Annotated in this window: 11 protein-coding genes; 6 read left to right on the forward strand and 5 right to left on the reverse strand. The window is 66.8% G+C overall.

What is annotated here, in order from left to right:
* Window positions 1-21 precede the first annotated feature (21 nt).
* A complete protein-coding gene (locus tag OG203_RS25545) occupies window positions 22-618 on the reverse strand; it encodes a DUF1707 domain-containing protein (RefSeq protein ID WP_405159796.1) in 597 nt (198 codons plus the stop codon).
* Between the two features lie 125 nt (window positions 619-743).
* Here OG203_RS25545 and OG203_RS25550 point away from each other — a divergent pair, with 125 nt between their 5' ends.
* Window positions 744-1,814 (forward strand): DNA polymerase IV, encoded by a 1,071-nt coding sequence (locus tag OG203_RS25550; RefSeq protein WP_405159797.1) that lies wholly within the window; start codon window positions 744-746, stop codon window positions 1,812-1,814.
* 18 nt (window positions 1,815-1,832) lie between these two features.
* On the opposite strand, the gene OG203_RS25555 is transcribed toward OG203_RS25550, so the two are convergent.
* Entirely contained in the window at window positions 1,833-2,438 is a 606-nt protein-coding gene (locus OG203_RS25555) for a TetR/AcrR family transcriptional regulator (RefSeq protein ID WP_405159798.1), read from the reverse strand.
* A 102-nt stretch (window positions 2,439-2,540) separates the two neighbouring features.
* Here OG203_RS25555 and OG203_RS25560 point away from each other — a divergent pair, with 102 nt between their 5' ends.
* Both OG203_RS25560 and OG203_RS25565 read left to right on the forward strand, forming a co-directional pair.
* On the forward strand, window positions 2,541-3,482 hold the full coding sequence (locus tag OG203_RS25560) for an alpha/beta fold hydrolase (protein WP_405159799.1): 942 nt from the start codon (window positions 2,541-2,543) through the stop codon (window positions 3,480-3,482).
* A gap of 74 nt (window positions 3,483-3,556) precedes the next feature.
* Window positions 3,557-4,552: an oxidoreductase gene (locus OG203_RS25565; RefSeq protein ID WP_405159800.1), complete on the forward strand. Its 996-nt coding sequence runs from the start codon at window positions 3,557-3,559 to the stop codon at window positions 4,550-4,552.
* 75 nt (window positions 4,553-4,627) lie between these two features.
* Here OG203_RS25565 and OG203_RS25570 read toward each other — a convergent pair whose 3' ends face one another.
* A complete protein-coding gene (locus OG203_RS25570) occupies window positions 4,628-6,139 on the reverse strand; it encodes an MFS transporter (RefSeq protein ID WP_405159801.1) in 1,512 nt (503 codons plus the stop codon).
* A gap of 98 nt (window positions 6,140-6,237) precedes the next feature.
* Here OG203_RS25570 and OG203_RS25575 point away from each other — a divergent pair, with 98 nt between their 5' ends.
* Entirely contained in the window at window positions 6,238-6,990 is a 753-nt protein-coding gene (locus tag OG203_RS25575) for a TetR/AcrR family transcriptional regulator (protein ID WP_405159802.1), read from the forward strand.
* Between the two features lie 13 nt (window positions 6,991-7,003).
* Here OG203_RS25575 and OG203_RS25580 read toward each other — a convergent pair whose 3' ends face one another.
* Window positions 7,004-7,951, reverse strand: coding sequence for a DNA-3-methyladenine glycosylase family protein (locus OG203_RS25580; RefSeq protein WP_405159803.1), 948 nt, complete (start codon window positions 7,949-7,951; stop codon window positions 7,004-7,006).
* 362 nt (window positions 7,952-8,313) lie between these two features.
* Entirely contained in the window at window positions 8,314-11,154 is a 2,841-nt protein-coding gene (locus OG203_RS25585; RefSeq protein ID WP_405159804.1) for an FAD-binding and (Fe-S)-binding domain-containing protein, read from the reverse strand.
* Window positions 11,155-11,294: 140 nt separating this feature from the next.
* Here OG203_RS25585 and OG203_RS25590 point away from each other — a divergent pair, with 140 nt between their 5' ends.
* Both OG203_RS25590 and OG203_RS25595 read left to right on the forward strand, forming a co-directional pair.
* Window positions 11,295-12,725, forward strand: coding sequence for an ABC transporter ATP-binding protein (locus tag OG203_RS25590; RefSeq protein ID WP_405159805.1), 1,431 nt, complete (start codon window positions 11,295-11,297; stop codon window positions 12,723-12,725).
* Window positions 12,726-12,747: 22 nt separating this feature from the next.
* Window positions 12,748-14,301, forward strand: coding sequence for a recombinase family protein (locus tag OG203_RS25595; protein ID WP_405159806.1), 1,554 nt, complete (start codon window positions 12,748-12,750; stop codon window positions 14,299-14,301).
* Window positions 14,302-14,381 lie beyond the last annotated feature (80 nt).

Genomic DNA, 14,381 nt, shown 5'->3' on the forward strand with positions numbered 1-14,381 from the left:
GAGGCCCGCCACTCGGGAACCTCAGGCAGGACGCGGCCGACGCAACAACCAGGCCAGAAAGGACCGGCGAGCCGGCCGCGGATACCGCACGTCGATGGAACCGGAGCCGACCTTCCCATCGACCCGCAGCACCGGCGCACCCGGATGCAGCGGCTCGGTCGCGCGATTCGACACGCTGCCGCTCTTGGTCCGCACTCGATCGACATCGACCCGCCACCCGCGCGGCACGATCAGCTTGACGCTGCCGGAACCGACGGTGGCGTGCAGCGAGATCTCGCCGTGCGGACACAGCGCACTGGTGAAGTCGAAGGTGATACTTCCGGAGCTGCACTCGGCGGTGAGCTCGGCAGGGACCGTCCACTGCCCACGCTTCTCGAGCGACCCGCTGCCGGTGCGCAACTCGATCGGCTCGTTGGTCGTCGGCAGGTCGGCGGTGAGGGCGACCAGCTCGGCGCTGGTCTGCGCCGAGTAGGCCAGGACCAGCCGCCGGTCCAGTTCCAGCACGTCCAGGCGGCCCTCGGTCACCGCGATGTGCAGCCGTCGTACCGCGACTTCCCTGGCGGTGTCGTCGACTCGAACCGCGGGCAGCGCGGCGGGCTTGTCCTGCGGAGTGGTCATCGGTCTGCTCCCCTGTTCGTGCTCAGGGAGATCGTACGGCCATGACCGGCGCCGCGTGGCGACGTCGGCGGCCGATCGGGCCGGAATTCCGGCTGCCTGTCATACCGGTGGGGTAAGACGGTCATATGGCCAGATGGCTGTTGCATGTCGATCTCGATCAGTTCCAGGCGGCGGTGGAGTTCCGCCGCCATCCGGAGCTGCGCGGCCTGCCGGTCATCGTCGGCGGTAACGGCGATCCTGCCGAGCCGCGCAAGGTGGTGACCTGCGCGTCCTATCCGGCGCGCGCGTTCGGGGTGCGGGCAGGGATGGCGTTGCGCAGCGCGCAGCGTAAGTGCCCCGAGGGTGTGTTCCTGCCCTTGGACATGGCCAGCTACGAGGAGGCGTCGGACGAGGTCATGTCGCTGCTGCGGACCTTTCCCGGCCGCGTCGAGGTGTGGGGCTGGGACGAGGCGTTCCTCGCCACCGACACCGACGACCCGGAGGCTCTCGCACGCGAAATCCGCAGCGCCATCGGGCAATTGGAGCTGTCCTGCTCGATTGGCATCGGCGACAACAAGCTCACCGCCAAACTCGCCACCGGCTTCGCCAAATCAGCGGGTAAGTCGTCGGACGGACCGGCCACCGACGACGGCGCGGCCGCCGGAATCTTCCGCCTCACCGCCGCGAACTGGACCGAGGTCATGGCGCACCGCCCGACAAATGCCCTGTGGGGCATCGGAACTCGGATCGCCACCCGCCTCGCCGACCTCGGCATCGCCACCGTCGCCGACCTGATGGCCGCCGACCGGCACCGCCTCGCCGCCGAATTCGGCCCGAACACCGGCCCCTACCTCTGGGTCCTCGGCCACGGCAAAGGCGACACCGACGTCAGCACCGAACCCCGAATTCCGCTGGGCCGCAGCAAATCCGAGACCTTCCCGCACGACCTCACCGACCCCGCCGAAATCCGCGCCCAGGTTGCCCGCCTTGCCACCGAGGTAGCCGAGGAAATGGCCGAAGCGGGCCGCATCGGCACCCGAGTCTCGGTCACCGTCCGCACCAACACCTTCTACACCCGCAGCAAACAAGAAAAACTGCCGACTCCCACCATCGACCCCGCCCACATCACCGAAACCGCCCTCCGCATCATCGACCGCTTCCCCCTCGACCGCCCCATCCGCCTGCTCGGCGTCCGCCTGGAACTCGTCCCGGAATAGGCCGGTTACGGCACCGGATCAATCCCCCGGTTTCGCCTTCTCCGCAAGGGTGCCGACGAACAGCGTGAGCGCTTCGACCAGGCGATCGGGATTGCTTCCGGTTGCCAGCCGTCGCAGCTGCATGCCCGTCAGCAGGGCGACACTCATTTCGGCGAAATCGGCGGCAGCCGGGACACCCATGGCCCGAAGTACCGAGGTGGCGAGCCGATCGTAGGCCGCGAAGCACGCGCTCGCGGCGTCGTGCAACTCCGGTTCGCGCCCCGCCTGCAGATAGAGCTCGAACCATGCGGTGTGATCGACGCCGAAGCTGGTATCCGTGGCGATGTCGCCGAGCAGCGCCCCCGCTTGTTCCAGGCCGATCTCGCCCGCTTGAAACTGGTCGGCAAGCTCGGTGAATCTGCGTGACTCCTCGGCGATGAATGCCTGCAGACCCGCACGCAGCAGATCGTCCTGGGTGTCGAAGTGATAGGTGATCGAGCCGAGCGAGAGCCCTGCCTCGGCAGCGATGCGGCGATTGGTCAGCCCTGCAACGCCGACGGTTCCGATGATCCGCAGAGCGGCCATGACGATGCGTTCTCGGGTGTTCGACGGGCCTGGCATGTGTTCGTTGATCCCCTTGCTCATCGGGTGTCTGCCGCTTAGTGTGATGTTGTTCGTTCGAACGAACAAACACTATCGCGTACGCCGCGACAAGGTGATGCGATCAGCAAGTGGGGGTCGATTGTCATGGCACATTCCATCGGTTTCGAGCAGCCTCGATACCAGGATTTGCCGGAACATCCGAGGGTGCCGCACACGTATTTCGATGCGGAACAAGTTGATATAGAGATGGACTCGGTGCCGTTCGGCCGGATCCGAGTGCATTACCGGACGACGGGCACCGGGCCGCCCCTGCTGCTGATTCACGGACTCATGACCGCCAGCTATTCCTGGCGATATGTCCTGGCCGGGCTGGGTAGGCACTTCCGGGTGATCGCCGTGGACTTGCCCGGCGGTGGCCGCAGCGACGGGCCTATCGACCGGAAGTACGGCGGCGCGGCGCTGGCGACGTGGATCGGCGAGTTCCAGCGTGCCCTCGGAATCGAAGGCTGTGCCGTGGTCGGCAATTCACTCGGCGGATGTTTCGTATTGCGTCGCGCTCTCGATGACCCGTCGTCCTTCGAGCGGGTGGTGCTGATTCATTCGCCGGTGCTACCGGAGTTCCGGCACCGGGCCCTGTGCTGGGTGCTCGCGGTACCCGGTGTCGCCGGCGGATTGGCGGCGTATGTCCGTCGTTCACCGCTGCGCTGGGCGCACTACCGGACTCACTACTACGACGGAACCCTGAAGTCGTTGGAGGAGGCGCGGATGTATGGCGAGCCGCTTGCGCGCCGCGATCGCGCCCGGACCTTTGTGCGTTATATGCAGGATGCGTTGCGGCCGAACGACCTTCGCGATACCGCCAACCGGCTACGTAGCCTGCGTGACGACAACCGCCCGTTCCCGGTCCCATTGATGATCATGTACGGCACGGAGAACGATCCGATCGTCTCACCGGCTATGGGTCAAGCGCTGGAAAGGCTTGTCCCCTCGGCAAAGTCGGTATGGCTCGACAAAACATCACACTTCGTCCACGTCGACCGGCCGGACGTCGTGACCCGGGAACTCGTCGACTTCCTGCGCGCCTGAGCCGCCCCGCCGAGCGCGGAGTGCGGACGCCGAGATCTGTCCGGGCGGGGGTCGGCGATCGTATGCTCGTCGGCATGGAGTTCTGGGCGATGGTGGCGCATGAATCGGACAGTGGGATCGATCTCGTCAAGCAGGAGGTCGGGGAGGAGTTCCTCGGGCCTGGTGAGGTGACGATCAAGGTGCATTTCTCCAGCGCGAACTACAAGGACGGGCTGGCGATCACCCCGGGCGGCGGGGTGGTGCGGAAGTATCCGATCATTCCCGGCATCGATATCACCGGCGAGGTGGTCTCCTCCGAGGACGACGACTTCACGCCCGGTGATCTGGTGGTGGCGCACGGCTACGACATCGGGGTCTCGCAGAACGGTGGGTTCGCCGAGTACGCCAGGGTGCCCGCGGACTGGGTGGTGAAGCTCGACGGCCTTAGCCCGAGGGACGCCGCCGCGCTCGGCACCGCTGGCTTCACCGCGGGGTTGAGCGTGCAGTCCCTGCTCGACAGCGGCCTCACCCCGGAGTCGGGTTCGGTGCTGGTCACCGGCGCGACCGGCGGTGTCGGCAGCGTGAGCATCGACATCCTGTCCGGCCTCGGCTACGAGATCATCGCCTCCACCGGCAAGGCCGACGCGGGCGATCTGCTCAGCGAACTCGGCGCCAACGAGATCATCGGCCGCCTGCCCGAGGACCCCGACGCCAAGCCGCGGCCGCTGAACAAGGCCCGCTGGGCCGCAGCGGTCGACAGCGTCGGCGGCAAGTCACTCGCCTACATCCTCAGCGCCATCGGCTACGGCGGCGCGGTCGCGGCAAGCGGCCTGACCGGCGGCTCCGGCCTGCCGACCACTGTCTTGCCGTTCATCCTGCGCGGCGTCACCCTGCTCGGCATCGACTCGGTTTTCGTCCCGATCGAGAAGCGGCGGGAGCTGTGGACCCGCCTCGGCAACGAGCTGCGCCCGCAACACCTTTCGGCACTCACCCGGTTCGCCTCGATCACCGACGCCGCCAAGGTCCTGCACTCCATCCAGGGCGGCACGCACACCGGCCGCACCGTCTTCAACGTCCTCGGCGAATTCTGACACCGGATTCCCCGCGGACACCGAAGGACCGGCTCAATCAGGGATTGAGCCGGTCCTTCGCCGAATTCGGTTGTCCTACTTGACGAGTGCCACCTCTTCGAGCACCTCGGCCGGTGCGGTCTTCTTGTCGCGCATGACGAACAGTGCGACAACAGCACCCGCCAGGATTCCGGCACCGCCCGCGATGAAGCTGACCGACATGGCGTTGGTGAAGGCTTCCCGCGCGGTGCCGAGCAGTTCGCTGTCGCTGGTGCTGGCAGCCAGTGCCAGTGCGTCGCCGATCGAATGCCTGGCGATCTCCGGGGCCGAATCCGGCATGCCGCTGGTGAAGGAGCTGGACAGGATGCTGCCGAGCACCGCGATACCGAGGGCCGCGCCCGCCTGCTGAATGGTGTCGTTCAGCGCGGACCCGACACCCGCCTGTTCCTGCGGCACGGCACCCATCAGCGCGGCGATGGCCGCCGGCTGTGCGAGACCCGCACCGGCGCCGAGCACCACCAGCGCGATGGACAGCACACCGAAACCAGTGTCCGCGGACAGGCTGGCCAACAGCGCGAGGCCGGCGGTCGAGACGAGCATGCCGGTCACGGCGAGTGTGCGGTTGCCGACCTTGCCGCCAAGACCAGCGCCGAGCCCGTTGAACACGATGGAGGCGGCCATCATCGGAATGAACGCCAGCCCGGCCTTGGTCGGTGAGTAGCCGAGCACGAACTGCAGGTACTGGGTCAGCACCAGCAGCAGACCACCATTGGCGACCTGGACCAGTGTCAGCGACAGGCTGCCACCGGCGAAGTCACGATTGCGGAACAGCTCGAGCGGCACCATCGGGTGCTCGACGCGCTTCTCCCACACGATGAACGCGACGATGCTTGCGACGGCGATGACCAGCGTGCTCACCGTGGACGCGTGATCGAAACCGCCCTTGGGGAATTCGATGATGGTCCACACCAGCGCGACCATCCCGACAATGGACAGCACCGCACCCGGCACATCCGGCTTGGTCCACGGCCCCTTGGATTCCGGCATCAGCACCACGGCGGCGACAATGGCGACGGCGGCGACCGGGATGTTGATCAAAAACGCCGCGCCCCACCAGAAGTGCGCGATCAGCGCGCCGCCGAGCACCGGCCCGCCGACCAGCCCGAGCACCGAGGCGGCACTCCAGAAACTCATCGCCTTACGCCGCTCCTCGTCGTCGAACACGGTGATCAGGATCGACAGCGTGCTCGGCAGCACCAGCGCTCCGCCGATACCCATCACCGTGCGCGCCACGATCATCTCGACCGGGCTCGCGGCCAGCGCGGCGCCCAGTGAGGCAAGGCCGAACAGGACAAGGCCGATGATCATCACCCGGCGCCTGCCGAACCGGTCGGCCAGGCTGCCCGAGGTGAGCAGCAGGCCCGCGAAAACGAGGATGTAGGAGTCGAGGATCCACTGGATGTCCTGAGCGCTCGCGTGCAGATCCTCGGCGAGTACCGGCACCGCGACGGCCAGCACGAAGTTGTCGATGACCAGGACCAGCGTGCTGAGGCACAGCACGATCAGAATCCACCAGCGCCTCGGATTGCGGGTCTCAATCGCGTTCATCGGAAACTCTCTTCCGTTGCGTACGTCGTTCTCTTGTTGCGAACACTGTACGCATAGCTTTCATACGTTCGCAAGTGCGCACGTTGTGCGCTACGCTGATGGGAACGAAGGGAGTCGGCATGGCCGTCGAAAAACAGCAGGTTGGATCGGTGTGGACACGTCCGCGCAAGGGCAGGGATCAACCAGCGCTGACCAGGGAGCAGATCGTGGCCGAGGCCGTCAGCCTGCTCGATGCCGAGGGTTTAGAGGCGCTCACCATGCGCCAGCTCGGTGCCCGGCTGAACGCTGGCGCGACCTCGCTCTACCGGCACGTCGCCAACCGCGACGAGCTGATCGAGCTGGTCGTCGACGAGATCTACGGCGAGATCCGGCTGCCGGAGATCGCCGATCCGGCGGGCTGGCGAACCGCCGCGACGCGATTCGCCACCGAGCTACGCGCGATGATCCTGCGTCACCCGTGGATCGCCTCGACCCTCGGCCAAGTCGGTCTGTCCTATCTAGGTCCGAATGTGATGCGGATGAACGAACGCATGGCAGCGGTCTTCACCACGGGTGGCTTCCCCGCCGACGAGATCTCCGACGCCATCACGGTGGTGCTCGGCTACGTCATCGGTGTCGGCGTCACCGAGGCCGCGTGGCTGAGCCTGCTCGTCCGCAGCGGCCAGACCGAAACGGAGCTGCTCGCCAGCCTGCGGCCCGCCGCCGAACAGGCCGCCGAGGAGTTTCCGAATTTGCAGGAGGGGATGCCCGAGGTTGGCTGGGACACCGATCCCGCGCAGACCCGCGACCAGCGGTTCTTCTACGGGCTCGACCGCATGCTGGACGGGCTTGAACCCCGCCGGAAACTGTGACGGCCCGACCGCGTCAGTGCCAGGTGTGATCGGTGAGCGGTGTGCGCGGACCGAACTTCGGCTTGTGCGCCTGACCGCTGATCTCCAGCAGCCGAACCGCCCGATAACGGTGTGGCCGAAGCGGTTCCAGGTATTCGACCATCGTGTCGTCATCGATGGCGTGGCCGAGCAGGGTCCAGCCGACGATCGCCGCGAGGTGGAAATCGCCGACCGACAGCGCGTCCGCGTCGCCGAACGCACGCTGCGCGGTCTCGGCGGCGGTCCACCCGCCGACCCCCGGAATCGTGCGCAGCCTGCGGGCGGCCTCGGCGGGGTCGACACCCGCCGCCCGTTCCAGCGAGCCCGCCACCCGGGCGACCCGCACGATCGTCTGCGCCCGCTGCGGACCGACATTGGCCCGATGGAAGGCCCAGGACGGTACCCGCCGCCAGGTGTCGGCGTCGGGCGGCAATCGCAGCCCCTCCGGCGCCGGGCCCGGCGCGGTATCGCCGAACTGCCGCACCAGCTTTCGCCAGGAACCCCGGGCTGAGATGGTGTGCACCTTCTGCTCGAGCACCGCGGGGATCAGCGCCTCGAGGACCAGTCCGGTGCGCAGCATCCGCAGGCCGGGAAAGCGCCGATGCGCCTCGACGAGCTTGGGGTGATCCGGGACGAAGCCGTCCATGTCCTCGTCGAGGCACAGCATGTGGTCGAGTCCGTCGAGGAATTCCTCGGCGCCGGGACCCCAGGCATGGCCCTGCACCGAGCACGGCCCTGACTGGGTCAGCCGGTAGGTGACCGGGCCCGATGACATGCGTGACGCGTGCCAGTGCGCGCCGTCGCGGCTCGTCTGATGGCACGGATCCCCCGCGCCGCGGCGCAGCGGGGCGATGGTGCACGCCAGGTCGATCGGACGGTCGGACGTCACGGTCCTGGCCAGACCGGTTGGGTCCCCTACCGGCTCGACCATCGCGTTACGCATCGACCCATTCTGCCCGATGGCCCGGCCCGGAATGCGCGCCAGTCCACGGTCGATCGAGAAACTACGCGCGCACAACATAATTCGACGCCATTCGATGCCGAATATGCATGATCGCAGGTACCAGGTATTTTGTAACGCTAAGAATGAATGTGGCGATATTCGTTTCGATCGGCAAACAGCTGGCAGTCGCCACATGGAGGTATCGAATGATCACCAACTTGCTCAACTGGTTGCTCAGCGCCTGGGGCGGTGTTTCCGCAGGCAGCTCGGGTTATCAGATTCCGCCGGGCACCCTGCCATTCGGCAGCTGACCGATATCGCGCACTCGCCGTGATCGCTGTCCCGGCGAGCGCGCGAAAGACTCACTGCCCCAGCAGGAACTGCGCCAGGTGGCGGCTCTCGCGGCCGGCCAGCTGAGCGGCCTGGGTCCGGCAGGAGAAGCCATCCGCGAGGAGAATCGACTCGTTCTCGGCGGATCGCAACGCGGGCAACATGCCGTTCTCGGCTACCGCGACCGAAATGTCGTAATGGTCACGTTGCATTCCGAAGTTTCCCGCGAGTCCGCAGCACCCGGTGATTTCAGTCACATTGATTCCCATTGTGGCTAATAACTGGCGATCGGTCTCGAATCCGAGAATCGCGTGGTGGTGACAATGCGGTTGAACCACCACTGTCCGCTCGGGCCATTGCGGCGGCCGCCAGTTCGGTTGTTCGGCAAGGAACTCGGCGAGCGTGCGCACCGCCCGTGCCGTCGCCGCCGCGCGCGGATCTTCCGCTAGCAGTTCGGGCAGATCCGACCGCAGCACCGCGGTGCAGGACGGCTCGAGCCCGACCACGATGCCGCCGCCGCGCACGTGCTCATCCAGCGCGTCCAGTGTGGCGCGCAGCCGTGCCCGGGCGCCGTCGAGCTGACCGGTGCTGATCCAGGTGAGCCCACAGCACACGCGTCGCGCGGGAATGCGCACCCGATAGCCGAGCGACTGCACCAATCGCGCCGCCGCCATGGCTATTTCGGGATCGAAGGCGTCGGTGAAGGTGTCGACCCACAGCATCACCTCGGGCCGATCCGCACCGGCTTCCGTTGCGGTGGACGGACTTTGGGTATCGCCCGATTGATCCGCCGACACCAAGGGCGGGACAACGCCGCCGAGGTCGTGCCACCTGCGGCGAAAGCTGCGCTCCGCCAGTCGCGGTACCTCGCGGCGCGGATCAATACCCGCCGCGCGCAACCCGATTCGACGCAGCACCGCGTTGCCCGCCAGCGCGTTGGTGGCGCGCGGCAGCCGGGTCGCCAGCGCCAGCCAGCGCGGCAGCCAGCCCAGCGAGTAGTGATCGAGCGGCCGCGGACGGTGCCGATACTTGCGGTACAGCGCCTCGGCCTTGTAGGTGGCCACGTCGACGCCCGCCGGGCAGTCGGAACGACATGCCTTGCAGGACAGGCACAGATCGAGCGACTCGGCAACTGCCTCGGACGACCACGGCAGCGCGCCGCGGACCACCTCCTGCAACACTCTGGCACGTCCGCGGGTGCTGTCCTTCTCATCCCTGGTGGCCAGGTAGGACGGGCACATGAAACCACCGGTGGCGCGCGTATCGGCGCGGCACTTGCCGACGCCGACGCAGCGGTGCACCGCCGTGCTCAGATCGCCCTTGTCATCTGGGAAAGCGAAGCCGCCCGAGGCGGGTACCAGCGGCAGCCCGGCCAGCCGCAGGTCGGCGTCGATCGGCCGCGGTGCGACGAGCACGCCGGGGTTGAGCACGTTGGCGGGATCGAAAAGTGCTTTGTATCTGGCGAATACGTCGAGCACCGAGCGGGAGTACATGAGCGAGAGCAGCTCCGAGCGAGCACGGCCGTCGCCGTGCTCACCGGACAGCGAACCGCCATGCCGCACAACCAGTTCGGCGGCATCGAACAGGAACCGCCGAAACCGTTGCGGGGCCTCGGCGATCGGGAGATCCAGGCGCACGTGGATGCAGCCGTCGCCGATGTGGCCGTACATCAATCCATCCACACCGTGCTCGCGCATCAGCTCGGCAAACTCACGCAGGTAGGCGCCGAGCCGCTCCGGCGGCACCGCCGCGTCCTCCCACCCGGGCCAGGCCGGATGCCCGTCCGGCGTGCGTCCGGCCAGGCCGGCGCCGTCCGCGCGGATATGCCACAGTGCCGCCGCGGCAGCGGGATCGGTGACGATGCGGGAATCGAGCGCGTCGACACCACGGCGTAGTTGCTCGGCGCCCGCCAGCGCCTCGGCGGGGGTATCGCCCGCGGTCTCCACGAACAGCCAGCCGCCACCGCGCGGCAGGTCGGGAACGGTGCCGCGATGCGCGCGCACCGCGTCGACGAGCCGTGCGTCGATACCCTCGACCGCGGTGGGTTTGCCCGCCATCACCGCCGCGACATCGTCCGCGGCGGTGGCGATATCGGGGTAGCCGAGCACCGTGAGCACTGCGGCCTTCGGCAGCGCGACCAGCTCGACCGTCGCGTCGAGCAGCAAACCGCAGGTGCCCTCCGACCCGACGAACGCCTTCGCCACCGCCGAACCACGTTCGGGCAGTAGATGTTCGAGCCCATAACCGGAGGCCTGACGTTCGAAACGACCCAAATCGGTGCGCAGCACCGCGAGATTCGCCCCGGTGAATTCGGCAAGCCCCGGCAGCACCGACAGATCGTTCGCGAGCGTCCGCTCGGCACCCGTGCCGTCCAGAATGCGCAGCTCGCGCACCGTGTCCGAGGTGCGACCCCAGGCCACCGCGCGCGGACCGCAGGCATTGTTGCCGATCATGCCGCCGAGGGTGCACCGGTTCTGCGTCGACGGATCCGGCCCGAACCGCAGCCCGTGCGGCCGGGCGGCGCGCTGCAATTCCGACAGCACGACACCGGGCTGCACCCTGGCCACCCGCGCCTGCGGATCCACCGCAAGAATCCGATTCAGGTGCCTGCTGAAATCCAGCACCAGCCCCGGCCCGATCGCATTACCGGCCACCGAGGTCCCGCCGCCGCGCGCGGTCACCGAAAGCCCGTTGTCCTTGGCGACCTCGAGCGCGATGGCCACGTCCTCGTCCGTGCGGGGAAACACGACCGCTCGTGGCGGCACCCGATAGTTGGAGGCGTCCGAGGAATACTCCGCCCGCCGACGTTCGGACGCGTCGACCTCACCGTCGAGCCTGCCGCCCAGCACCTCCACCACCCGGTCCTTGGTCACCTGGCCAGCCTAAGCGTGTAGCGCGTTTTCGCTGTGCGCGGAATCGATAGCCGGTGGAATCGACTTGCTCTCAAGCTTTGTTGAGGTCTTAGTGTCAGTGCCGAGGGCTTTGATGGGTGGGGAGCGAGAGGACAAATAACGTGAGTATCGAATCGGTGGCCTGGAGCCAGATGTACCGGCGGGCCAACGCGCCGCAGGAGCGGCGGCAGTTCAGCATGGCCACCGCGCGGCGCATTCTCCGGTTCGCCGCGCCACACCGGCGCCGTATCGGCATATTCCTGCTGTTCAGCGTGGTGTCGGCGCTGCTCGCGGTGGCGACGCCGGTGCTGGCGGGCCGGGTGGTCAACAACATCATCGGTGGTGCCGCGCCGCGGGTCGTTGTCGACCTCGCGCTGATCATCGCCGTCCTCGCGGTCTTCGATGCCGCACTCGGCTTGGGCATTCGCTGGCTGTCCTCCCGTATCGGTGAGGGCTTGATCCTCGACCTGCGCACCGCCGTGTTCGACCACGTGCAGAAGATGCCGATCGCGTTCTTCACAAGGACCCGCACCGGCGCGCTGGTCAGCCGGTTGAACAACGACGTGATCGGCGCACAGCGCGCGTTCAGCGACACCCTGTCCGGCGTGGTCGCCAACCTGGTGACCCTCGCGCTCACGCTCGGCGTGATGCTCAGCATCTCCTGGCAGATCACCCTGATCGCGCTGGTCCTGCTGCCGGTGTTCGTGCTGCCCGCCCGCCGGATGGGCAACCGGCTTGCCGATATGCAGCGCGAGGCGGCCAAGTTGAACGCCGCCATGAGCACCCAGATGACCGAGCGGTTCTCCGCGCCCGGCGCGACGCTGGTGAAACTGTTCGGCCGTCCGCTGCAGGAATCCGGCGAGTTCGAGGTGCGTGCCCGCCGAGTGCGCGATATCGGCGTGCGGACCTCGATGCTGCAGACCATCTTCGTCACCTCGCTCACCCTGGTGTCGGCGCTGGCGATCGCCCTCGTCTACGGACTCGGCGGCTGGTACGCGCTGCGCGGCCAGCTGGATGCCGGTGCCGTCGTTGCCCTGTCGCTGCTGCTGACCAGGCTCTACACGCCGCTGACCGCGCTGGCCAGCGCCCGCATGGAGGTGATGGCCGCGCTGGTGAGCTTCGAGCGCGTCTTCGAGGTGCTCGACCTGAAGCCGCTGATCGAGGACGCGCCCGGCGCGGTGCCGGTGCCGGACGGGCCGGTCGCCGTCGAACTGGACAACGTGACCTTCGGCTACCCGTCCGCCGACAAGGTGTCGCTCGCCTCGCTGGAGGACGTCGCGACCCTGGACACCCGCGGCGGCGTCGACGTGCTGCACAGCGTGTCGCTGCGCGCCGAGCCCTGCCAGCTGATCGCACTGGTCGGTTCGTCGGGTGCCGGTAAATCGACTGTCGCCCAACTGGTTTCCCGGCTCTACGATGTGGACGGCGGCGCGGTGCGGTTGAACGGAACCGACGTGCGCGAGCTGACCACCGAGTCGATCAGGGCCACGGTCGGCCTTGTCACCCAGGACGGGCATGCATCCCGTCACTTGCAACACAGCTGCTACGTCTGACACTAGTGCCACCGTGCAGGGAGTGAACGTCCCTGCTCTAGCTGTTGAATCAGACAACCCCGATGTCAAGCTCACCGCCAAGGAACGCCGAGCGCTGGTGGCTCGCCTGCGCAAGGCCATCGTCGGCATAGACCGTGCAGGGTCGGGTCTTCGGATCGGTATCTATGCGCGAATCTCTCGTGACCGTAAGGGTTTTGCTCGTGGGGTCGAACGCCAGATCGAGGATGACATCGCCCTGGCGAAGCTCGTCGGCGGACCGGTCGTCGCGATCTACGTCGACAACGATATGTCTGCGTACTCGGGCAAGCCTCGGCCGGACTACGAACGCATGCTTACCGATATCGAAGCGGGCCTAGTGGATTTCGTGATCGCCTGGCATCCGGATCGGCTCCACCGCTCGCCCGCTGAGCTGGAACGTTTCATTGAGATTGTCGAGCGCCGCCGGGTCGAGGTCCAAACTGTCAAAGCGGGGCATTGGGATCTGGCTACGCCTTCGGGACGGATGGTTGCGCGCCAGCTCGGTGCAGTAGCTCGGTACGAGAGCGAGCACAAAGCAGAACGAACTATTCGCGAACGCGAACAGCGAGCGATGGCTGGACAGTGGGCTGGTGGACCGCGATCCTACGGTTACGAACCCGATGGGGTGACGATTCGTCCGGCAGAACAGTTGATCGTTCGGGCAACGATCGAGTCTCTTAGTGCTGGGATTTCGGTCCGGGCGATTGTGTCTGACTTCAACGCGTCTGGTGTTCCGACCACTCGTAACGGGAAGCGTTGGACCTCGTCGGCGTTGCGGAGCGTCCTGATGAATCCTCGGATCGCTGGTCTGGCTACATATAAGGGCGAGGTCATCGGTAAGGGCGTCTGGCCTGCTCTGGTGAGCGAAGACCAATGGCGAGCGGTGTGTGCGATTCTGTCGAGCCCGGACCGCAAGACCAATACCTGGGGAGCGGCTGTGCGTTGGCTCGGTAGTGGTTTGTACGGGTGTGGTGGGTGCGAAGAGGATCGATTGATCGTCAGTAGCAGCAAGGCGGGTCGGAAGGTGTATCGGTGCCGGAGTATTCGCGATATTCGCAAGCGCGACGGTGCTGTGCATGTTGCGCGTGATGTGTCTGACTTGGACTCATATGTTGAGCTGTCAGTGGTAGAGCGGCTGTCGCGTCCGGACATGGTCGAGCTGTTCGCGCCGAAGGCGAACATGGCAGATGTCAACGGGCTGCGCGTGGAACTGACCGGGGCCAAGGCCCGACTTGATGAGCTGTCCTCGCTGTTCGCAGACGATCGAATCAGTGCGGGGCAGTTGGCGACTGGCTCGGAACGGCTTCGGGTGCGTGTGGATTCGATCGAGCGTGAACTAGCCGAGATGGCGCAAGTTGGACCGTTGGCGGAGTTCGCGACGATTGCCGACGTTGAGCGGCATTGGTTCGGGACTTCGCCGGATCGTTCAGACGGCCTGTCGCTGATGAAGCGCCGGGCGGTCATTGATGAGCTGGTTTCGGTGACTGTGCTGCCTGGTCGGCGCGGCTCGGGGTTCGATCCGTTGCTGGTCGATCTGGCTTGGAAAGTGACAGCGTGAGCTGTGGATAAATCTGTAGCCGCGTGACGGTTGCCCGCGAGCCCCGGATCAGCTTGGTCCGGGGCTTTCGCGCGTGCAGA

It is taken from the genome of Nocardia sp. NBC_01499 (genome assembly GCF_045040275.1).
Taxonomy (GTDB): Bacteria; Actinomycetota; Actinomycetes; order Mycobacteriales; family Mycobacteriaceae; genus Nocardia.

Excerpts from the sequence above, each read along its gene's own strand:
- OG203_RS25570 (WP_405159801.1), bottom strand. The coding sequence starts at position 6,139 with ATGAACGCGATTGAGACCCGCAATCCGAGGCGCTGGTGGATTCTGATC.
- OG203_RS25575 (WP_405159802.1), top strand. The coding sequence starts at position 6,238 with ATGGGAACGAAGGGAGTCGGCATGGCCGTCGAAAAACAGCAGGTTGGA.
- OG203_RS25555 (WP_405159798.1), bottom strand. The coding sequence starts at position 2,438 with ATGAGCAAGGGGATCAACGAACACATGCCAGGCCCGTCGAACACCCGA.
- OG203_RS25560 (WP_405159799.1), top strand. The coding sequence starts at position 2,541 with ATGGCACATTCCATCGGTTTCGAGCAGCCTCGATACCAGGATTTGCCG.
- OG203_RS25550 (WP_405159797.1), top strand. The coding sequence starts at position 744 with ATGGCCAGATGGCTGTTGCATGTCGATCTCGATCAGTTCCAGGCGGCG.
- OG203_RS25565 (WP_405159800.1), top strand. The coding sequence starts at position 3,557 with ATGGAGTTCTGGGCGATGGTGGCGCATGAATCGGACAGTGGGATCGAT.
- OG203_RS25580 (WP_405159803.1), bottom strand. The coding sequence starts at position 7,951 with ATGCGTAACGCGATGGTCGAGCCGGTAGGGGACCCAACCGGTCTGGCC.
- OG203_RS25545 (WP_405159796.1), bottom strand. The coding sequence starts at position 618 with ATGACCACTCCGCAGGACAAGCCCGCCGCGCTGCCCGCGGTTCGAGTC.